The 18,954-nt window shown below is 72.6% G+C and carries 19 protein-coding genes and 2 pseudogenes; 7 read left to right on the top strand and 14 right to left on the bottom strand.

The features are described from left to right. Positions 1-18 precede the first annotated feature (18 nt). Complete coding sequence (gene ribA, locus AB0912_RS30280; RefSeq protein WP_366705428.1) at positions 19-726, bottom strand: GTP cyclohydrolase II; 708 nt, start codon at positions 724-726, stop codon at positions 19-21. Positions 727-765: 39 nt separating this feature from the next. Between ribA and AB0912_RS30285 the strand changes: the two genes are divergently transcribed. Beyond that, positions 766-1,527, top strand: a complete 762-nt coding sequence (locus AB0912_RS30285) for a creatininase family protein (protein WP_366705430.1) — start codon at positions 766-768, stop codon at positions 1,525-1,527. 137 nt (positions 1,528-1,664) lie between these two features. Here the strand turns inward: AB0912_RS30285 and AB0912_RS30290 are convergent. From AB0912_RS30290 to AB0912_RS30310, 5 genes and pseudogenes are all read right to left on the bottom strand, one after another. Further along, positions 1,665-2,867 (bottom strand): annotated as a pseudogene (locus tag AB0912_RS30290) (lysylphosphatidylglycerol synthase domain-containing protein); the annotation flags it as partial. Next, a complete protein-coding gene (locus AB0912_RS30295; RefSeq protein ID WP_366705460.1) occupies positions 2,864-3,760 on the bottom strand; it encodes a class I SAM-dependent methyltransferase in 897 nt (298 codons plus the stop codon). The gene AB0912_RS30295 and the pseudogene AB0912_RS30290, both read right to left, overlap by 4 nt. A 230-nt stretch (positions 3,761-3,990) precedes the next feature. Further along, a complete protein-coding gene (locus AB0912_RS30300; RefSeq protein WP_366705462.1) occupies positions 3,991-5,142 on the bottom strand; it encodes a glycosyltransferase family 4 protein in 1,152 nt (383 codons plus the stop codon). A 71-nt stretch (positions 5,143-5,213) separates the two neighbouring features. Next, the gene (locus AB0912_RS30305; RefSeq protein ID WP_366705432.1) at positions 5,214-5,612 is read right to left on the bottom strand and encodes a 6-carboxytetrahydropterin synthase; all 399 of its coding nucleotides are present in this window, start codon (positions 5,610-5,612) and stop codon (positions 5,214-5,216) included. Between the two features lie 137 nt (positions 5,613-5,749). After that, positions 5,750-6,748, bottom strand: a complete 999-nt coding sequence (locus AB0912_RS30310; protein ID WP_366705434.1) for a dehydrogenase — start codon at positions 6,746-6,748, stop codon at positions 5,750-5,752. 106 nt (positions 6,749-6,854) lie between these two features. Here AB0912_RS30310 and AB0912_RS30315 point away from each other — a divergent pair, with 106 nt between their 5' ends. Further along, complete coding sequence (locus tag AB0912_RS30315; protein ID WP_366705436.1) at positions 6,855-7,757, top strand: CDP-alcohol phosphatidyltransferase family protein; 903 nt, start codon at positions 6,855-6,857, stop codon at positions 7,755-7,757. Positions 7,758-7,934: 177 nt separating this feature from the next. Here the strand turns inward: AB0912_RS30315 and AB0912_RS30320 are convergent, their stop codons facing one another. Beyond that, positions 7,935-9,239, bottom strand: coding sequence for a hypothetical protein (locus tag AB0912_RS30320; protein ID WP_366705438.1), 1,305 nt, complete (start codon positions 9,237-9,239; stop codon positions 7,935-7,937). Between the two features lie 273 nt (positions 9,240-9,512). On the opposite strand from AB0912_RS30320, the gene AB0912_RS30325 reads away from it, so the two are divergent. The 5 genes from AB0912_RS30325 to AB0912_RS30345 all read left to right on the top strand — a co-directional run bounded on the left by AB0912_RS30325 (position 9,513) and on the right by AB0912_RS30345 (position 13,978). Next, positions 9,513-10,409 (top strand): DNA-3-methyladenine glycosylase 2 family protein, encoded by an 897-nt coding sequence (locus AB0912_RS30325; RefSeq protein ID WP_366705440.1) that lies wholly within the window; start codon positions 9,513-9,515, stop codon positions 10,407-10,409. Positions 10,410-10,573: 164 nt separating this feature from the next. Continuing rightward, complete coding sequence (locus tag AB0912_RS30330) at positions 10,574-11,707, top strand: ABC transporter ATP-binding protein (RefSeq protein WP_366705442.1); 1,134 nt, start codon at positions 10,574-10,576, stop codon at positions 11,705-11,707. After that, a complete protein-coding gene (locus tag AB0912_RS30335) occupies positions 11,707-12,417 on the top strand; it encodes an ABC transporter permease subunit (protein WP_366705444.1) in 711 nt (236 codons plus the stop codon). The genes AB0912_RS30330 and AB0912_RS30335 overlap by 1 nt, the downstream gene beginning before the upstream one ends. Continuing rightward, positions 12,414-13,088, top strand: coding sequence for an ABC transporter permease subunit (locus AB0912_RS30340; protein ID WP_366705446.1), 675 nt, complete (start codon positions 12,414-12,416; stop codon positions 13,086-13,088). The genes AB0912_RS30335 and AB0912_RS30340 overlap by 4 nt, the downstream gene beginning before the upstream one ends. Before the next feature lie 113 nt (positions 13,089-13,201). Next, positions 13,202-13,978, top strand: a complete 777-nt coding sequence (locus tag AB0912_RS30345) for a hypothetical protein (protein ID WP_366705448.1) — start codon at positions 13,202-13,204, stop codon at positions 13,976-13,978. 224 nt (positions 13,979-14,202) lie between these two features. Here AB0912_RS30345 and AB0912_RS30350 read toward each other — a convergent pair whose 3' ends face one another. The 7 genes and pseudogenes from AB0912_RS30350 to AB0912_RS30380 all read right to left on the bottom strand — a co-directional run. Further along, positions 14,203-15,057, bottom strand: a complete 855-nt coding sequence (locus tag AB0912_RS30350) for an IS5 family transposase (RefSeq protein WP_366705450.1) — start codon at positions 15,055-15,057, stop codon at positions 14,203-14,205. Positions 15,058-15,122: 65 nt separating this feature from the next. Further along, entirely contained in the window at positions 15,123-15,551 is a 429-nt protein-coding gene (locus tag AB0912_RS30355; protein WP_366705452.1) for a RacP protein, read from the bottom strand. A gap of 2 nt (positions 15,552-15,553) precedes the next feature. After that, positions 15,554-16,564, bottom strand: coding sequence for a DUF6192 family protein (locus AB0912_RS30360; RefSeq protein ID WP_366705454.1), 1,011 nt, complete (start codon positions 16,562-16,564; stop codon positions 15,554-15,556). A 532-nt stretch (positions 16,565-17,096) separates the two neighbouring features. Further along, entirely contained in the window at positions 17,097-17,624 is a 528-nt protein-coding gene (locus tag AB0912_RS30365; RefSeq protein ID WP_366705464.1) for an ATP/GTP-binding protein, read from the bottom strand. A gap of 34 nt (positions 17,625-17,658) precedes the next feature. After that, a complete protein-coding gene (locus tag AB0912_RS30370) occupies positions 17,659-18,093 on the bottom strand; it encodes a DUF742 domain-containing protein (protein ID WP_366705456.1) in 435 nt (144 codons plus the stop codon). 49 nt (positions 18,094-18,142) lie between these two features. Next, positions 18,143-18,616 (bottom strand): roadblock/LC7 domain-containing protein, encoded by a 474-nt coding sequence (locus AB0912_RS30375; protein WP_366705466.1) that lies wholly within the window; start codon positions 18,614-18,616, stop codon positions 18,143-18,145. A 2-nt stretch (positions 18,617-18,618) separates the two neighbouring features. After that, positions 18,619-18,954, bottom strand: a pseudogene (locus AB0912_RS30380) (hypothetical protein); the annotation flags it as partial.

The raw sequence follows: 18,954 nt of genomic DNA on the forward strand, positions 1-18,954 counted from the left end.
GCGGCCGGGCGGCGCGGGTCATTCCTCGGAGGCGACGGTCTTGGCCGATCCGCAGAAGATCGCCTTCGCCCACTCCTCGCCGTCGAGATGCGGCAGGTAGTGGTCGAGGCGCTCCCGCTTGGTGAGCAGATAGGTGAGGTTGTCCTCGCAGGGCGGTATCAGCAGCGGGACCTGTTCGGCGACGTTGATGCCGTGCCGGACCAGCGACTCGCGTTTGCGCGGGTTGTTCGACAGCAGCCGCACCGACCCCACGCCGAGGTCGTGCAGCATCTGAGCCGCCACCCCGTAGTCGCGGGCGTCCACCGGCAGGCCGAGGGCGAGGTTCGCCTCCACGGTGTCGAGGCCCTCCGCCTGGAGCTTCATCGCCTTCAGCTTGGCGAGCAGCCCTATACCGCGCCCCTCGTGGCCGCGCAGATAGACGAGCACACCGCGCCCCTCCGCGACGATCGCCCGCAGCGCCGCGGCGAGTTGGGGCCCGCACTCGCAGTGCTGCGACCCGAACGCGTCACCGGTCAGGCATTCCGAATGCAGCCGGGTCAGCACATCGCCTTCCCGCACCGCCTCCAAGTCGCCGTAGACGAGCACGACTTGTTCCTCACCCCGGTCGTGGTCGAGGTAGCCGACCGCGTGGAAATCACCGTATTCGGTGGGCAGTGGGGCGATCACGACTCGTTCGACACCTGTGAGGTGGGCATTCCCGCCGAGTACGCCAAAGTTATCTGTCATGATCTGGTTCCTAAGCAGAGTCGAAAGGGCCGTGAAAACATGAGTGGTTCGGGAACGCGCTCGACGGTGTCCGGTGTGCTGCCGCTGGACACCACGGAGGACGTCCGCGACCGGGGGGCCGGTGTCACCCGTCAGGTCGCCGTGCTTCCCGTCGGGAGTCTCGAACAGCACGGTGCCTACCTGCCGTTGACGACGGACACCCTCGTCGCGTGCGCGGTGGCCCGGGAGATCGCGGCCGCCTATCCGGTGCGGCTCCTTCCCCCGGTGACGATCTCCTGCTCGCACGAGCACGCCGCCTGGCCGGGCACGGTCAGCATCTCCGCGGTCACCCTCTACGCGGTGGTCCGTGACATCGCCGCCTCGTTGCGGCGCTCGGGCGTCGACACCCTGGTGGTGGTCAACGGCCACGGCGGGAATTACGTCCTGGGCAATGTCGTCCAGGAATCCGCGGGCACCGGTACGCGCATGGCGCTTTTCCCCGCGGTGGAGGACTGGGAAGGCGCCTGTGAACGGGCCGGTGTGCGGACCTCGTTGCTCACCGACATGCACGCGGGGGAAATCGAGACGTCGATTCTCCTGCACGCCCATCCGGAATGCGTCAAAGACGGTTATGAGACCTCCGATTTCGTCGCCGACGACCGCCGGCATCTGCTCACGCTCGGTATGTCGGCCTATACCGAGTCCGGGGTCATCGGCCGCCCCTCGATGGCCTCCGCCGAGAAGGGCAGGGAGCTGCTGGCCGGGCTGACCGAGGCCTTCGGCGCGTACTTCTCTCTGGTGACGTCCGAGACGCTGCACTGATCACGCCCTTCCGTACTCTCCTCGCGAGGGCGGCGCAGCGCGGCACCCCACCGGACGACCAGGACCACGGCGCCGGGCAGGCTCGCCGCGAAGCTCAGTACGCCGTAGATCACGGCGACGGTCAGCCCCATGCCCGCGCCGAGCCCGGCGGCGCCGAACGCCCAGGCGGTGACGCCCTCGCGGGGTCCCCAGCCGCCGATGTTCAGCGGCAGCCCCATGGCGAGCAGGGCCAGCAGGGCGAGCGGCAGCAGCCGGGCCGTGGAGGCGTCGGACCCGGCCGCCCGGGCGGCCAGGACGAACATCGCCAGATGACCGGCGAGCACCACCGCCGACGACAGGGTCACGCCGGGCCAGCTCCGCCGGGCCAGCAGCGCGCCGCGCGCCTCGGCGAGTGCGGCGCGGACGGCGCCGTGGCGGGCGGTCGCGGGCGCCGGGGTCCGGCCCTTGCGGACGGCGCCCACGGTCACCACCCCGCACAGCGAGACGACGGCCAGGAGCAGCGCGGACTCCCGTGACTGGGTGAGCACCGGCGAGGGCTGGGTGAGCAGCACCGCCGCTCCCACGGCGACCAACACGGCCTGTCCCGCCGTCCGTTCGAGGACCACCGCGCGCACGCCCCGGCCGAGGTCGCCGGCGCTCTGCCCGTGCCGTACGGCCCGGTGCACGTCGCCGAGGACACCGCCGGGCAGCGCGGCGTTCAGGAACAGGGCGCGGTAGTAGTCCGCGACGGCCGCGCCGAGCGGGAGCCTGATCCGCAGTTCGCGCGCGACGAGGCACCACCGCCAGGCGCTGAACGCCGTGGTGAGCAGCCCGATCCCGATCGCCGCCAAGAGCGTCGTCCCGTCGATCCGTCGCAACCCGTCAAGGAACACTCCGGTACCCAGTCGCCAGAGCAGCACACCGAGAATGAGGACACCGGCGACCGTGCCGAGGTGCTTGCGCAACCGGCGCAGGACACGCCGGGTGGCCCCGGGCCCGGGGCCCGCCTCGTCGGCGGCGCTCGGCGAAGACGCGGGGCCGGCCGGGCGCCCCGGCGTGACGGGGCTCGCGGGGGTGTCCGGGCTCACCGCCATGGCGTACGGGGGAACCGGCGCCGCGTTCGCGGGAGCTGCCGGGGTGACCGGCACCGGCGCGGTAGGTGGAATCGCCGGAGTTGCCGGCACCGGCGCGCTCACCGGAGATGCCGAGGTGGGCGGCACGGGCGCGCTCGCCGGAGTTGCCGAGGTGGGCGGCACCGGCGTGCTCACCGGAGATGCCGAGGTGACCGGCACGGGCGCGCTCACCGGAGATGCCGAGGTGACCGGCACCGGCGTGCTCGCCGTCTTCAGGCCCGGGCTCATGCCGTGCCCCCGTTCCCCCGGGGCAGCGCCAGTACGTCGCTGTGGTGGACGGTCACGCTCAACTCCCCCGCCGAGCAGGCCTCCAGGCGGGCGCGCAGATAGGGCTCGGCGCGTACCGCGAGGTCGGGGCGCTGCTCGACCGCCGCGCCGACCCAGCCGCGCAGCCACTGCGCGGTCAGTTCGGCCCGGTCGGGGCCGAGCCGCCAGGGGCTCGGATGCGCGCGCACCGTCGCGCCGTGCCGGCCGAACGCCTCGCAGGCGGCCGTGACGGCTTCGGGGCCGAGCCGGTCGCCGCGCCGCTGGTGGGCGTTGAAGGCCTCACCGATCTCGGCGTCGAATGGTTCGGCCGGGTCGAGTTCGACGCGGCCGACGACGGACAGGGTCAGCAGCGCGGGCACCCCGGCACCGGCGCAGGCCGCCGCGAGCCGGTCGATCTCCTCGCCGGTGAGCACGTCGAGCAGCGCGGAGGCGGTCACCAGGGAAGCGCCGGCGAGGGCGTCCGCGGTCAGCCGGCCGATGTCGCCGCGCTGGGTGGTGACGGCGACGGGACTGCCGTCGGCCGCCTCGTCAGGTGCCCCCACGGTGGCGAAGTGCAGCAGGTACGGGTCGCGGTCGTGCAGGACCCAGTGCTGGGCGCCGTCGAGCCGGGGGGCCAGCCAGCGGCCCATGGACCCGGTGCCGCAGCCGAGGTCGTGGATCACCAGGCCGGCACCGGGCTCCGGCCGTTCGGCCAGCCGGGCGCGCAGCGGGCCGAGCAGGTCGGCCGCGCGGGCGTCGGCGTCGGCGGGCTCGCGCAGCCGCAGCCACTGGGGCGCGTAACGCGGCACCTCGTCGGCGCCGGCCCCCGCGTCTCCCCCGCCGGCCCCGTCGGCACCCGCGCCCTCGGAGGTCACACCGGCCGGCGCCTCCTCCGCGGCCGCGCCCGAGGCCACCGTGTCCGCCGCCGCACCCGAGGCCACCGCGCCCCTGGTCGTCCGCTCCTCGGGCGACCCCGTCCCTGCCCCCGCCCCTTGCGCGGGCGACCCGGACTCCGGTTCACCCGTCGAGACCGTCGAGTCGGTCGAGTCGGTCGAGACCGTGGAGTCAGTCGAGTCGGTCGAGTCCGGGGAGGTCGTCCGGGCGTTCACGCTGCCCTCCGGGGGGCGTCGGGCAGCCGGCCGAGGACCTGGGCCAGGCTGCGCGCGGTGGTGGCCCAGCCGTCGAGCGCGGCGCGCCGGCCCCGGGCGGCGGCCTTGAGCCGGCGGCGTACGTCCGCCTCCCCGAACCAGCCGCGCAGCTCCGCGGCGAGCGCCCCCGGGTCCTCCGGGGGGACGAGGATGCCGGGCACCCCGCCGTCGGGTGCGCGGCCGACCGCCTCGGGGAGGCCGCCGACGTCGGTGGCGAGCACCGGAATGCCGCGCGCCAGCGCCTCGGTGACGGCCATGCCGTACGTCTCGGCGTACGAGGTGAGGACCATGAGGTCGGCGGCGGCGTAACTGGCGTCGAGTTCGGCGCCGGCCTGCGGTCCCGCCAGATGGAGGCGGTCGCCGAGGCCGTACTGCGCGATCAGGGTGCGCAGGTGGGCGACGTAGGCCGGGTCCTGGGCGAGTCCGCCGACGCAGACGCAGCTCCAGGGCAGGTCGGTGACGGTGGCGAGGGCCTCGACGAGCCGGTGCTGGCCCTTGCGGGGGGTCACCGCGGCGACGCACAGCAGCCGTGAGACTCCGTCGGTGCCGGAGGCTAGCGGGGCGATGTCGGCGCCGGGGGCGGCGACGTGGACGCGGTCGGGAGCGAGGCCGTGGTGGGCGACGAGCCGGCGGACGGCCCAGTCGCTGGTGGCGACGACCGCCGGCACCGCCCGCAGGGTGGTCCGTTCGCGGGCGTCCAGGTCGGCGGCGACGGCGGCCGGGAGGCCGGTCTCGTCGCCGAGCGGCAGATGCACCAGTACGGCCAGGCGCAGCCGGTCCGCCTCGGGGACGACGATCTCGGGGATTCCGCAGGCGACCAGTCCGTCGAGGAGGACCACCGACCCGTCGGGCAGGCCGGCGAGCGTGCGGGCCAGTTCGGTGCGGGCGGCGGTACCGGGGCGCGGCCACTCGCCGGCGACGGCGTGCCGGTGGACCTGCCAGCCGAAGCCGGGCAGGTCCAGGCAGAGGCGGCGGTCGTAGGCGTTGCCGCCGCTCGGCGCGGCCGGGTCGTCGACGCCGCCCGGCATGACGAAGTGCACGGAGCGCAGGGACATGGGGATGATCTCGGCGTTCTTCAGAGCCGGATGCTGCACGGGCACGTAGTTCAGGGCGCCGCCGGGGCCTGAGGTCACCGCGCCGTGTCCGGCCCGCGGGGTCGCCTTGTCGAGGATCACGTCGGTCACAGCGCACGCTCGTAACTCGCCCAGGCGATGTGCGACTCGTGCAGGGTGACGGTGATGCCGGTCAGGCCGCGGGCCCCCTCGCCGAGGCCGCCCGCGTGCACCCGGGCGGCGAGCCGGTCCGCGATGACCTTGGCGAGGAACTCGGTCGACGTGTTGGTGTCCTTGAAGTCCGGCTCGCTGTCGAGGTTGCGGTAGTTCAACTCGGCCACGACGGCGCCGAGTTCCTGCGTCGCGAGCCCGATGTCGACGACGATGTTGTCCTCGTCGAGTTCGGGCCGGCGGAAGGTGGCGTCCACCAGGAACGTCGCTCCGTGCAGGCGCTGCGCGGGTCCGAAGACCTCGCCACGGAAGCTGTGGGCGATCATCAGGTGATCGCGGACGGTGATGCTGAACAACGGACGACCCTCCAGGTGCGGTGCGTCTGATCCTCTGCCGGGATCACGACTTCTAGTACGGGTGCCCGGCGCGGCGCGTTCAGTCGCCGGTCGCCCTTTCTTCGGAGTCCATGGAGGTCAGGCCGGTTCCGGTCGGCTCAAACCTCGTCGTAGGCGATGCGGTGGCACAGGGCGGGGATCGATCCGGAGGCGAGTTTTGCCATCACGCCGGGGAGTTCGGCGAAGGCGGACTCCCCGGTGATCAGGGCGTCGAAGGCGGGTTCCGCGAGGAGTTCCAGGGCCAGCGCGAGCCGGTCGGCGTAGGTCCGCCCGGCCCGGCCGGAGGGGGAAACGGAACCGACCTGGCTGCCGCGCACGGTCAGCCGCCGGGAGTGGAAGGCCTCGCCGAGCGGCAGGGTGACCCGGCGGTCGCCGTACCAGCTCAGCTCGATGACGGTCCCTTCCCGGGCGAGGAGTTCGAGCGAGCGGGTCAGCCCCGCCTCGGTGGCGCTGGCGTGCACGACGAGGTCGCACTCCCCGGCCGCGTCCCCGGGGAGCGCGAAGCCGGTGCCGAGGGCGCGGGCGACGGCCGCGCGTTCCGGGTCGGCGTCCACGAGCTGGACCCGTACTCCCGGGAAGCGGGCGAGGAGGGCGGCGACCGAGCAGCCGATCATGCCGCCGCCGACGACGGCGATCCGGTCGCCGATCAGCGGGGCGGCGTCCCACAGGGCGTTGACCGCGGTCTCGACGGTGCCGGCGAGGATCGCGCGGGAGGCGGGCACGGAGTCGGGCACGACGGTGACGGCGCTCGCCGGGACGACGTACCGCGTCTGGTGCGGGTAGAGGCAGAAGACGGTACGGCCGAGGAGCCGCTCGGGTCCTTCCTCGACCAGGCCGACGTTCAGGTAGCCGTACTTCACGGGGGCGGGGAAGTCGCCCTCCTGGAAGGGCGCGCGCATCGCGGTGTGCTGGTTCTCCGGGACCCGGCCGCCGAACACCAGGGTCTCCGTGCCCCGGCTGACCCCCGAGTACAGCGTGCGGACCAGGACCTCTCCGTCCCCCGGAGCGGGCAGGGACGCCGTGCGGATCTCGCCGCGGCCGGGTTCGGCGAGCCAGAAGGCGCGAGCCGTGCGGTCCGCGCGGGCGGTGCGTTCCATGAGCGTCCCCCTGAACGTTTCGGCAGATCTTCACGTACGGACCGGTGACAAGCCGTGGACGGTACGCGGCGTTGATCGACTCTGTCACACGGCCGGAGGATGTGCGGTGGCCCTGAACAACACGTACGCGAGGCTTCCCCAGCAGGAGACCATGGTGGGGGCCGGGGCGCAGCTCCTGCTGCTGGTGCTGCTGGGCACGGTGATCGGGATGGGGCCCGCGGGCTGGCTGACCGGGCTGGCGTTCGGGATCGCCACCTGGGCGGTGCTCACCCGCGCCCTGCGCAGGACCCGGCCGCGCTCCTTCGGACCGGCCAACCGCGTCACGCTCGGCCGCGCGATCCTGGTGGGCGGGGTCACCGCGCTCGTCGCGGACTCCTTCCAGAGTTCGCCGCCGGTGAGTCTGCTCGTCGGCCTGACGGCGGTCGCCCTGATCCTCGACGGGGTCGACGGCAAGGTGGCCCGGCGCACCGGCACGTCGTCGGCGCTGGGCGCCCGCTTCGACATGGAGGTGGACGCGTTCCTGATCCTGGTGCTGAGCGTGTACGTGGCGATGTCGCTCGGCCCGTGGGTGCTGCTGATCGGCACGATGCGGTACGTGTTCGTCGCGGCGGCCCGGGTGCTGCCGTGGCTGAACGCGGCGCTGCCGCCGAGCATGGCCCGCAAGACGGTGGCCGCCCTTCAGGGTGTCGTGCTGCTCGTGGCGGGCGCGGGTGTCCTGCCGTACGCGGTGACGGTGGCGGCCGTGCTGCCGGCGCTCGCCTCGCTGGTCTGGTCGTTCGGCCGGGACATCCTGTGGCTGTGGCACCACGCCGCGCTCTCGCCCGCCGGGCCGTCCGCGCGGGCCGAGACCCGTCCCCGGGTCCTGGTCGGCGCCCCGGCGACACCCCCGGCGGTGTCGCCGGACCCGGCCCCCTCGGCTGCCGCACCGCGTCCGACCCCCTCGGTCCGCCCCGCGGACCCGGCCGTCGCACCCCGTCCGGCGAGCGCGGCGACACGGAGGGCGGCCTGACCCGCGCCGGCCGCGCGTACCGGGGTCCTGTGCACCGACCCGTGACCGCCGGCGGCGGACCCCGCTCGGGTGAGGCCCCGTGCACCGGCGGCGGACCCCGCTCGGGTGAGGCCCCGCGCACCGGCGGCCCGGCTCCCCCGTAAACCCGCAGGCCCAGCCCCCGCCCCCCAGCAATGCTCAGTAGGTGATCAGCACATCGCGCACGGTGTGCTGGTCTGTGTGGCCGCCGGTCGCCGCGGTGAAGGCGATTCGTACGTTCCGGGGGAGGGCGACCTCGGTGTCCAGGGCTCGGGTGCCGTCCACGGTGACCAGCAGGTGGCCCGTTCCCGTCACCGACACGTCCACCGCGTGGGTGCCGGTCCGCAGGCCCGGCAGGGCGGCCGAGGCTGCCGCGTACCGCGGCAGGGAGCCCGTCGCGCCGACGGCCACCCCGGCGAACCCGGTGGCCGGTTCACCGGGGTTGCGGTGGGTGTCGAGGGTGACGGCGACCCCCGGCAGGCCCGCGTAACCGAGGCCGCCGCCGCCCGCGCCCAGCGCCGCCGGAGTCGCCTTCGCCGCGTCGAGCAGGACCAGCGCGAGACCGTCCCCGCCGGTGCCGCCGCCGAGGCGCGCGGTGTAGCGGGCGCGCAGCCGCGCCGACGGGACGGCGGTGGCCTGGACGGCCGATCCCCTGGCGTCGCGGACCGCGTCGGTGAGGACGAGGCCGGTACCGGACAGCGCGGCGGAACCGTTGTGGGCCCAGCCGTTCGGGCCGGGCGGCGCCACCGCGTAGGAGGCCGCCGTGATGACGGCGTCGCGGACGGCGTGGTTGTCGGTCTTGCCGCCGTTGGCGCCGGTGAAGGCGGGCATCGCCGTCGCGGGCAGGTCGGGGACGGTGGCGTTCAGCAGCCGGGCGCCGTCCATCCACACGCTCAGGGTCTTGCCCGAGACCTCGATGGCGACGGCGTGCGGTCCGGAGCGGAGGTCGGGGACGCGGGCGGAGGTCGTCGCGAGGGTGCGGGAGCTGTCGCCGGTCGCGGCGGTGACGCCGATGAAGTTGCCCGACGGGTCACCGGTGTTGCGGTGGGTGTCGAACGTGACCGCCACACCGGGCGTCCCCGCCCAGCCGAGCCCGCCGCCGGCCGCGCCGAGCGCGGTGGGGGTGGCGCGGGCCGGGTCGAGCAGGCCGAAGGTGAGGCCGTCGCCGCCGCTGCCCCCGCCGATGACGGTGATGAACGCGGCCTTGAGCCCGTCGGTGACGACCGGGACCGGGTACACCGCCGAGCCGGCCTGGTGCGCGCCGGTCCGGGTGAGCTGGAGGCCGGTGCCGGCGATCCGGGCGGACCCGTTGCTCGTCCAGCCGCCCGCGCCGGGCGCGGGGACGGTGACCCGGCCGGTCGGTGCGGCCGGCGCGGACACCGGGGCGGCGGCGCCGAGCAGCAGACCGCCCGCCACCAGGGCGAGCAGCCGGTTCGTGGTCCGCCGGGCGCGCGGGCTGAGCATGTCTCCACCTCGGTACGTGAGTACGGGCGGCGGCGGCCGGCAGGCCCCGCACGCGCCCATGCTCGGCACCCCGCCCCGATTTTCGTACGAACCGGGAGCGGCGGCGGGGCATGGTTCACCCCGACGGACCAAGCCGCGCGCTCGGGCCGCCGGGACGGACAGGGCTCCCGGCCGGGAAGCACGTGACGGGTTGTGCCGGGTATCCGGGTCGTACGGGCGGCACAGTGGTGCGCGTGGGCGCAGTGAGCGTGTCCCGGGAGCGGGAGGTCGGAGATGGGGCGGCACGAGGTCACGTACGAGGTGGCGGGTCCGTGGTCGCTGGAGCGGAGCCGGGAGTTCTGGCAGGAGATGGCTCCGGTGCCCCCGGTGGGCGCGGCGGGCCGGGGCGGGACGCTGCGGACGGTGTTCCACGCGGACGCCGACTGGCGGCGGGTCACGGCGGAGGTCGGGCAGCAGGAGGCCGGCCGGTCCGGTTCCGCCGCGCGGATCGTCGTCACCGGGGACGGCGATCTGGACGCGGCGGCGGACCAGGTGGCCCGCTTCCTCTCCCTGGACGTCGACGCCCGCGACTGGCCCGCCGTCGGCGACCGCGACCCGGTGATCGGCCGGATCCAGGCGCGCAGGCCGGGACTTCGCCCCTGCGGCTTCCACTCCCCGTACGAGGCGGCGGTCTGGGCGGTGCTGACCCAGCGCACCGGCAGGACGGCCGCCCGGGGCACCCTCGCGGACATCGTGGCCCGGCTCAGCGACGACGGGGCGTTCCCCTCGCCCGGGCGGCTGGTCGGTCTCGACGTCGAACTGCCCTGGCGCAAGAGCGAGTATCTGCGCGCCGTGGCCGCCGCCGCGCTGGACGGGGAGCTGGACGGGGCCGAACTGCGCGCCCTGGACCCGGCGGAGGCGATGCGCCGGGTCCAGCGGGTCAAGGGGCTCGGTGTCTTCGCCGCCGAACTCGTCGTCGTACGGGGCGCCGGTCATCCGGACGTGCTGCCCACCCGGGAACCGCGGCTGGCGGCGGAGATCGAGGACCAGTACGGGCCCGGCCGCGATCCGGCCGCGATCGCGGAGGACTGGCGGCCGTTCCGTACCTGGGCGGCGTTCCACCTGCGGGTCCTGCGCGCCGAACGGCACGAATCCGGCCAGGCCCGGCCGGCGCGGCCCCGCGGGAGGTGACGCCCGGTCGCGCGTTTCCGCCACGACCGGGGCGAAACGGGACGCCCGCACGGGTCTGGTGACCGGCGCTGGCCGGGAACGAACATCAACTGGCTAGACTACGACCCCTTGTGCACGCCTTCGCGCCACGCGCGAGCAATGCCGTCCCCGAAGGGTTTCGACGCTTGATAGCCATCGAAGATGTCAGCAAGCGATACGCAGACGGCACGGTGGCCGTCGATCGCCTGTCCCTCCAGATACCGAACCACTCCATCACCGTCCTCGTCGGACCCTCCGGCTGTGGCAAGACGACCACGCTCCGCATGATCAACCGCATGGTCGAGCCGAGCAGCGGCACGATCCGGGTCGACGGCGAGGACATCATGCGGCAGCCGGTCAACGCGCTGCGCCGCTCGATGGGTTATGTCATCCAGAACGCCGGTCTCTTCCAGCACCGGACGATCCTCGACAACATCGCCACCGTGCCCCGGCTGCTCGGCTGGTCCAAGCAGCGGGCCCGGGACCGCGCGGCGGAACTCATGGAGCGGGTCGGTCTCGACCCGGGCATGGCCCGCCGCTACCCGTACCAGCTCTCCGGCGGTCAGCAGCAGCGCGTCGGCGTGGCCCGCGCCCTCGCCGCCGATCCGCCCATCCTGCTCATGGACGAGCCGTTCTCCGCCGTCGACCCGGTCGTCCGCCGGGGTCTTCAGGAGGAGTTGCTCCGCATCCAGGGCGAACTCGGCAAGGCCATCGTCTTCGTCACCCACGACATGGACGAGGCGATCACGATCGGCGACCGCATCGCCGTACTGCGCACCGGCGGCAAGCTCGCCCAGTTCGCCGCGCCGGACGAGATCCTCTCCGCGCCCGCCGATTCGTTCGTCGAGCAGTTCCTCGGCGCGGACCGGGGCATCCGCGGACTCTCTTTCCTGTCCTCCGGCGACCTCGAACTCGACCGGTCCCGGGTCGTCCCCCTCGGTTCCGGGGCGCGGGAGGCCGCCGGGCGCGGCACGGCGCAGGCGCCGGTGCTGGTGACCGACGCGGGCGGCAAGCCGCTCGGCTGGGCCCCGGACGCCTGGGACGGCGAGGCCGCCTCGCTCGAACCGCACGGGCAGAGCTTCGAGGTGGGCCGGGACTCGCTGCGCGTCGCGCTCGACCGGGCCGTGCTGTCGCCGACCGGCCGGGCCGTCGGCGTCGACGCCGCGGGCCAGGTGCTCGGCGTGGCCGGGCAGGAGACGATCGCGGCGGCGATCCGGGCGGCCCGGCAGCGCGCGGCGGCGGACGCCGCGCGGGACGCCGCCCCGGCGAAGGCCCTGTGATGAACGGCTTCTTCGACATACCGAGCGACCTCCAGCACAGCTATCCGGGCCTGATCGGCATCCACATGCAGGAGGCCCTGATCCCGGTCCTGGTCGGTCTGCTGCTGGCGCTGCCGATCGGCCTGCTGTGCGTGCACTTCGACTGGCTGTATCCGCCGGTGCTGTGGACCTCGACGGTGCTGTACGCGATCCCGTCGATCGCGTTCTTCGTGGTGCTCATCGACTCCACCGGGCTGACCCAGCTCACCGTGATGATCCCGCTGTGCCTGTACAGCCTGGTCGTGCTCGTACCGGCGGTCGTGGACGGCATCCGGTCGGTGCCCGCGGAGACCAACGCGGCCGCCGCGGCGATGGGCATCGGTCCGGTACGCCGCTACCTCCAGGTCCAACTGCCCATCGCGGTACCGGCGATCATGGCCGGTCTTCGGGTGGCCACCGCCTCCAGCATCAGCCTGGTGAGCGTTGGTTCGCTGATCGGCAACCAGGGCGCCCTCGGCAACCTGCTGACCACCGCGATGCTCTACCACCGGCCGCGGCTCGCGGTGACCTCGGTGGTCACCACCGCCGTGCTGGCGATCGTGGTCGACGCGCTGCTGGTCCTGCTGCGCCGCCTGCTCACCCCGTGGGAGCCGCCGTCCGCGCGCGCGGCCCGGCGGTCCGCGCCCGCTCTCGAGGACCCGGCGGTCCGCACCCCGGAGGCCGTCTCGTGAACGTACTGAACTTCATGCAGTCGTTCTTCAGCGACGGCGCCCACTGGCACGGCTACGACGGTATTCCGCAGCGGGTCTGGGAGCACCTCCAGTACACGGCGGGGGCGCTCGCCATCGCCGCGGCCATCGGGCTGCCGATCGGCCTGGTGACCGGGCACACCGCGCGCGGCGGCAATACGCTCGCGTTCCTGTCGGCGGGCGCCCGCGCGCTGCCGACGTTCGGTCTGCTGGTGCTCATGTTCGTGTGGCTGGGGATCGGGATCGTGCCGGTGATGATCCCGCTGGTGGTGCTGGCGATCCCGCCGATCCTCATCACCACCTACGAGGCGGTCCGCACCCTGGACCCCTCCCCCGTCGACGCCGCCCGGGGCATGGGCATGGCGGAGTCGAAGATCCTGTTCCAGGTGGAGATCCCGGCCGCGCTGCCGCTGATCCTGAGCGGGCTGCGTTCGGCGACGATCCAGATCGTGTCGACGGCGACGATCGCGGCGTACGTGTCGCTCGGCGGGGTCGGCCGCTACATCCTGGACGGGCTGTACCAGCGGGACTACGAGAAGGTCGTCGGCGGGGCCGCCCTCACGGCGGTCCTGGCGCTCCTGGTGCTCATGCTGTTCTGGCTGGTGGGCCGGGTGGCGGTCTCCCCCGGGGTGCGCAGGCGCCGGTCCGCGTAGGCGCGGTCGGGCAGCACGGAGGCGGGGAGGACCGATGGGTCCTCCCCGCCTCAGTGCCTGTTTCTGAACCGGCAGGAGTTGAGCAGCCGTGCGGTCCCTGCTTCCATGGCCCGATGGCTGAGGATGCACATTGGGGTGTCGAGGAGTTGCTTACGGGGAACGTCACGAGGCGGTCATTCCTGATCCGGCGGGCAGTCGGCTCGGTCCCCGGGACCGTATGGGTACCGGCGTCGCGGTCGGGACCCGTCCCCCTGGTACTGCTGGGGCATGGCGGCAGCGGTGATCGCAGCAGCAGCCGCATCGTCTCGATGGCAGGTCGGTTTACCTCGGCAGGTTTCGCAGCTGCCGCGATCGACGGTCCGTATCACGGTGAGCGGCTGAGTTCGCCGCTCTCCACCGCCCAATATCAGGCGCGGATTGCGGCCGAGGGCATCGACAGGGTGCTCGACCGCATGGCCGGTGACTGGGTGGCGACCTGCGACCTGCTCACGCACGCTGGTATCGCTGACAGCGCACGCCGGGCCTACTTCGGATTGTCCATGGGCACTCGCTACGGACTTGCCGCCGCAGCGGCCCCGGTCCCTGGGCTGAAGTGCGCCGTCTTGGGCAAGTTCGGCACGCAGCCCACCTCGGACATGAACCCCGCCCTACAGGCACCACGCCGCTCGCTGAGCTCCGCCTCCCGCATCATCGTGCCGGTCTTCTTCCACCTTCAGTGGGACGACGACGTCTTTCCACGGGCGGGACAGCTTGAGCTCTTCGACGCCTTCGCCAGCCCCGCAAAGGAACTCCACGGCTTTGCAGGAGGCCACCGACACACGCCGGAACACGCGCCCGACCTCTGGCAGGCATTCATCACTCGACATCTGGTCGGGCCTCCAGCCAGGTGAACACGCCTGCCACGTGGGAGGCGCCACGGTCTTCCGTTCGCCGATCGGTCACGGCGACTCTCGCGCGGGCCTCCACGAGCAGATCTCCGGTGACAGGCCCTGGCCGGGCCAGCGGCCGGGGGCTGCCCTTGCTGACAGAGGCCGGCGGCGGTGGGAAGATCGTGCCGAGGCCCGGAGTTTGGGGCTGGTGCTGGGCAAGGTGACGACGAGCACCTTGAGAATGATCAGTCCCGATCGGCTTCGCGGGAGGCGGGCTGTCCGCTTCTGCGGGAGGACCGGCGGGTGATTCGCCTGGTCATGAGCGTGATCGCAGCCCAGGTGATGAGCGACTCCGAGTGCTGGATGAGCCGTTCGTAGTCGCGGGCGTGCCGGCGGGCGTGCATGACCCAGGCGTGGGAGCGTTCGACGACCCAGCGGCGGGGCAGGACGACGAATCCGGGGACGTTCTTCGGGCGGCTGACGGTTTTGATCGTCAGGCCCAGATAGGTTCTGGCCCAGGTCACGAGCTGTCCGGCGTAGGCGGAGTCGGCCCAGACGATGGTGATTTCGGGGTGCATCAGCCGCAGCCGGAACAGGACTTCCTTGGCGGCGTTGCGGTCGGTCATGTCGGCCGGGGTGACCATGACCAGCAGCGGGAGGCCCTTGGTGTCGACGACCAGGTGGCGTTTGCGGCCGTTGATTTTCTTGCCGGCGTCGTAGCCGCGGGAGTCCTTGCCGACGGTTTCGGCGGCCTTGATGGACTGGGAGTCGATGACGGTGGCCACCGCTCCGGGGGCCCGGCCCATCTCGCGGCGGATGCGTTTGCGGAGCTGGTCACGGATCTGTCCGATGACGCCGGTGGCTGCCCAGCGGGCCATGAATCCGTAGCAGGTCCGCCAGGGCGGGAAGTCCTTGGGCAGGGCCCGCCACTTGCAGCCGGTGTCCACGACATAGCGGATCGCGTCAACGATCTCCCGGCGCGGGTGCTTCTCCGGCCGCCCGCCGGTTCGGGTCTCGCAAGCCGGGACCGGCAGCAGGGGCTCGATCAGTGCCCATTCGTCGTCCCAGGTGTCGGAGGGGTAGCAGCGTGGCCGCGGCAACGATCCCTCCTTTGGGACAGGGGTCCGGCCCGCCGTGCCCCCAGGCAGACGGCGGTCCGGGCCGGTCATGCATCGGTGAAGTCGGCGATGACGTCGAGCGTGGACTCCACCGAGTTGAGCTGGGTGTTGAGGTGCTTGATCCACCGGCCCTTCGGTTGGAGGACGGCGTGCGGGGCGACGGTGCCGGTGATGAACCGGCGGATCTCGGTGAGCTTGCCACGGATGACCGCGACCTCGTATGCCTGGAGCTGTTCGGGGTCGGCGCAGAACTTGTAGCCGTCCTTCAGGGTCCAGATCAGTGGCGGCCAGTTGCGTTCGGTGATGGTGTCGCGCAGGCAGGCCAAACCGGCGCGGGTCTGGCTGGGTGACAGCTCGCTGGATCTGACCAGTTGGGGAAAGGTCAGACCGGCCGGTCGTGCTTCGAAGAGCACGAACCGGACGGTGTCGGCGTGCCGCTGTGCGGCTGGTGATCTGCGCTCGGAGGCGCGCGGCACGGTTACTCCCCTTGCAGGAGCTTGGCCAGTTCGTCGTCGACGTCGACCTTGCCGGTGTCGACAGCGGTCTCGATCCAGTCCAGCGTCGCCCGAACGCGGGCGACATTCTCGTGCATGATGACGCGTTCGTCGTCGCCGAGCTGCCGGTCGCGCATGCCGGGGACGACCCGGCCGGCCGCGGCAACGAACGCGTGGCAGGCGGTGATCAGGTCCAGGAACTCCACCGACCTGTCGATGTTCTTCACCGCCGGCGCGACGGGGCTGGTGTCCTCGAAGTCCTCGCGGGCCCGCCGGCCCCGCTCGACTTGGGCGTGGTTGACCTGGTGGCGGGCGGTGTCGTCCGACATCGCCCGGAACGCGACATCCGGGCGCCGCAGTAGGCCGGTGGTGACCTTCGCGGCGACGTGGTCGTCGCGGGTCAGCTCTTCGACGACCCGGACTTTGTCCTCCTGCCGGACCTGCGCGACCACCGTCGGGCGGCGCAGCAGGTCGCTGGTGACGGTCGCGGCGACCTCCTCGTCGGTGGCCAGGGTGTGGATCGCGCTGACCTTCTCCTGCGGGGTGACGGGCTTGACGACCTGCCGGCCGACCCGGCGGTTGGCTTCGTCCGGCGTCCAGCGGGACTTGCCCTTCGGCGGGGTGAGGATCGTGTCGAAGCGTTCCTCGTCGTCGGTGATGGACGCCAGGATGTAGTGGACGGTGAAGGACACCCCCGACACCCGGCGGTCCTTCGGCCATCGCGATGCCGTCCAGCGGGCCTTGTCGATCTGCTCGTAGGACACCCCGGCGTCTTCCGACAGGCGGAACAGCGAGTCCTTGACGGTGAAGAACTGGTTGTTCGGTGCCGACCCCCCGCGTTCGCGCATCGGCTCGACCTCCAGCGCGTAGTCGCCGATCGTGAACTGGATGCGGCTGGCCGTCTCTACCAGTTTCCGCAGCTCGGCCACGATTTCCGCGTAGCGGCTCGCGCTGACGCTGCCGACTGTGTCGGCCGTCTCGATCTCTTCGGGCATGGCGTGTCACCACCCACTGCGGGCCCGGGGCACGACCCCTCGGCCGTGGCGAGACCCGTCCCGCAGCTGGAACCGAGCGTCAGACCGGAAATCCTAAGATCACAATGAATGACCGAAATTGCCCATCGCGTGAGTGAAGTTGGGCCCCAACTGCGTTCGCGCTGCGGTCACTGTGACCGTTCGCCGAACGATTGCTTCCGGGCCCGCCAGGCCCTCGTGACGCACCGCCGCGAGCAGTAGACCGCGTTCGAACGGCGGTCCACCCCCGCGACCCACGTGTCCCCGCACTCCGGACACTCGGCCCGACCGGCGCCACCCAGTTCCGCAGTCACTCGCTTGCGCAGCCGCAGGTCACGGCGCCACTGTCTGGCCCGACAGGCGGTTGAGCAGAACCGCGTCCGCGGCGGAGCCTCCGGCCTGAGCCGAACTCCACAACCCTCACACACCCGTCTCGCAGCCTGCCCGGCGTCCTCGGACACCCCGCCATCCTAGGGCACAAAACTACTCAAAACCCGGGATCGAAAACAGGCACTCAGCGTTGTGCCGTGGCCAGGGCGTGTTCGAGGACGACGAGCAGCGCGTCGCGCACGGAGCCGCGTTCGCGGGCGTCGAAGACGGTCAGCGGGACGTGGTCGGCGACGTCGAGCGCCCACCGTACGTCGTCCAGATCGTGTTCGATCCGGCCGTCGAAGGCGTTGACGGCCACGGCGAAGGGGATCTGGCGGTGCTCGAAGTAGTCGACGGCGGCGTAGCAGTCGTCGAGCCGCCGGGTGTCGACGATGACCAGACCGCCGAGCGCGCCCTCGACGAGGTCGTCCCACATGAAGCCGAAGCGTTCCTGCCCGGGGGTGCCGAACAGATAGAGCTTCAGGGTCGGGTCGAGGGTGACGCAGCCGAAGTCCATGGCGACGGTGGTCGTCACCTTCTCCGGGGTGTGGGAGAGGTCGTCGACGCCGGCGGCGACCGAGGTGATGGACGCCTCGGTGGTCAGCGGTTCGATCTCGGAGATGGCGCCGACCGTGGTGGTCTTGCCCACGCCGAAGCCGCCCGCGATCACCATCTTCACCGGCAGCGGCGGCCGGGGCCGCTCGTCGTCAGCCCTCACGGATCGCGCCCCGGGAGTCGGGGATAGCTCGGAGACCATCGATAACCCTTCGCAATACGGAGACATCGCGGTTGGAGTGGGCCTGCGGTGCGTACAGGGCCAGTTGACCGTCGGCGCGCAGGTCGTCGGCGAGGACCCGGATGACGTTCAGGTGCATCCGGAGCTTCGCCGCGATCTCCGCGAGGGACTGCGGCTCACGGCAGACCGTGATGATGTCGCGGTGCTGGTCGAAGACGAACGCGTCGAGCGCGGCCAGCCCCACCTCGGTGGCCACGACCTGTGTCTCGATCGGGATCGGCGGGACGAGGCTGTCCCCGCCGGCGATCCGTCCCGCGGTGAGCAGGAACGGCCGGACGACCGAGGCGGGCCGTTCGGTCCCCCACTCGGCGTCGTCGCCGGCCAGTGGCTCGCCGGACGTGGTCACGTCCTCCCCCTTCACCCAGTGCCGTCACGGTCGTGCGACGCCTCGGACGTCATCCGGCCGGTGCGATGCCCACGCTGTTCTTCAGTTCCATGACGAGTTGCGGGCTCAGTACGGCGCCCGCGCGGTTGGCGAAGAGGGTCATCTCGTAGGCGATGTTGCCGAGTTTCGCCTCCTTGGACGCGACGACGCCGAGGACCGCTCCGGCGCCGAGGGCGGACACCAGGACGTGTCCTTCCTCCAGGTCGATGATGACCTTGTTGAGGCCGCCGAGTCCGTAGTTGCCGGAGGCGCCCATGGCGAGGCTGGTGATGCCGGAGACGATCGCCGCGAGGCGTTCGGAGTCGGCCTGGCCGCGCAGTTGGGAGACGGCTATCAGGAGCCCGTCGGAGGAGACTCCGATGACGTCGACGACCCCGGCCGTCTCGGTGGCGAACCGGTTGAGCAGCCAGTTGAAGTCGGCAGCGGCGGCCTTCACATCGGTCGCGGGCTCCGCGGTTCGGGACTCCGGCCCGCCTGTCCACATGGTCACGTGCTCATGCCTTCCGGGGAAGAGGGTCTTCTGTACGGGGTGTCGGGGCCGGCGGGTTCGCCGGCTCCGTCGGGGCGGGGCACCCACAGGGGGTGTTCACCGGTCTCGCTCTCGCGCTGGGCGCGCTGGACGGCCGCCTCGAACTCGTCGATCTCGGAGCGGGCCGCCTCGGCGTCCGTGGGCTGCCAGGAGGGCGGCCGGCGGTGTGTGACGGGTTCCCGGGTCTTGGGCAGCCGGGTCGACGCCGTGGTGGCCGACAGGGTCGCTCCGCGCACCCGGCGGCGCAGCGGGCCGGCCTCGCCGGGCCGGGCCGGTGCGGCGGGGGCGGTGGG

The organism is Streptomyces sp. NPDC007084 (assembly GCF_040703595.1).
Classification (GTDB): domain Bacteria; phylum Actinomycetota; class Actinomycetes; order Streptomycetales; family Streptomycetaceae; genus Streptomyces.

Bases quoted from the DNA above. Each gene is read 5' to 3' on its own strand.
- ribA (WP_366705428.1), bottom strand. From the start codon at position 726: ATGACAGATAACTTTGGCGTACTCGGCGGGAATGCCCACCTCACAGGT.
- AB0912_RS30320 (WP_366705438.1), bottom strand. From the start codon at position 9,239: ATGCTCAGCCCGCGCGCCCGGCGGACCACGAACCGGCTGCTCGCCCTG.
- AB0912_RS30285 (WP_366705430.1), top strand. From the start codon at position 766: ATGAGTGGTTCGGGAACGCGCTCGACGGTGTCCGGTGTGCTGCCGCTG.
- AB0912_RS30310 (WP_366705434.1), bottom strand. From the start codon at position 6,748: ATGGAACGCACCGCCCGCGCGGACCGCACGGCTCGCGCCTTCTGGCTC.
- AB0912_RS30335 (WP_366705444.1), top strand. From the start codon at position 11,707: ATGAACGGCTTCTTCGACATACCGAGCGACCTCCAGCACAGCTATCCG.
- AB0912_RS30365 (WP_366705464.1), bottom strand. From the start codon at position 17,624: ATGGTGATCGCGGGCGGCTTCGGCGTGGGCAAGACCACCACGGTCGGC.
- AB0912_RS30325 (WP_366705440.1), top strand. From the start codon at position 9,513: ATGGGGCGGCACGAGGTCACGTACGAGGTGGCGGGTCCGTGGTCGCTG.
- AB0912_RS30375 (WP_366705466.1), bottom strand. From the start codon at position 18,616: ATGTGGACAGGCGGGCCGGAGTCCCGAACCGCGGAGCCCGCGACCGAT.
- AB0912_RS30345 (WP_366705448.1), top strand. From the start codon at position 13,202: ATGGCTGAGGATGCACATTGGGGTGTCGAGGAGTTGCTTACGGGGAAC.
- AB0912_RS30360 (WP_366705454.1), bottom strand. From the start codon at position 16,564: ATGCCCGAAGAGATCGAGACGGCCGACACAGTCGGCAGCGTCAGCGCG.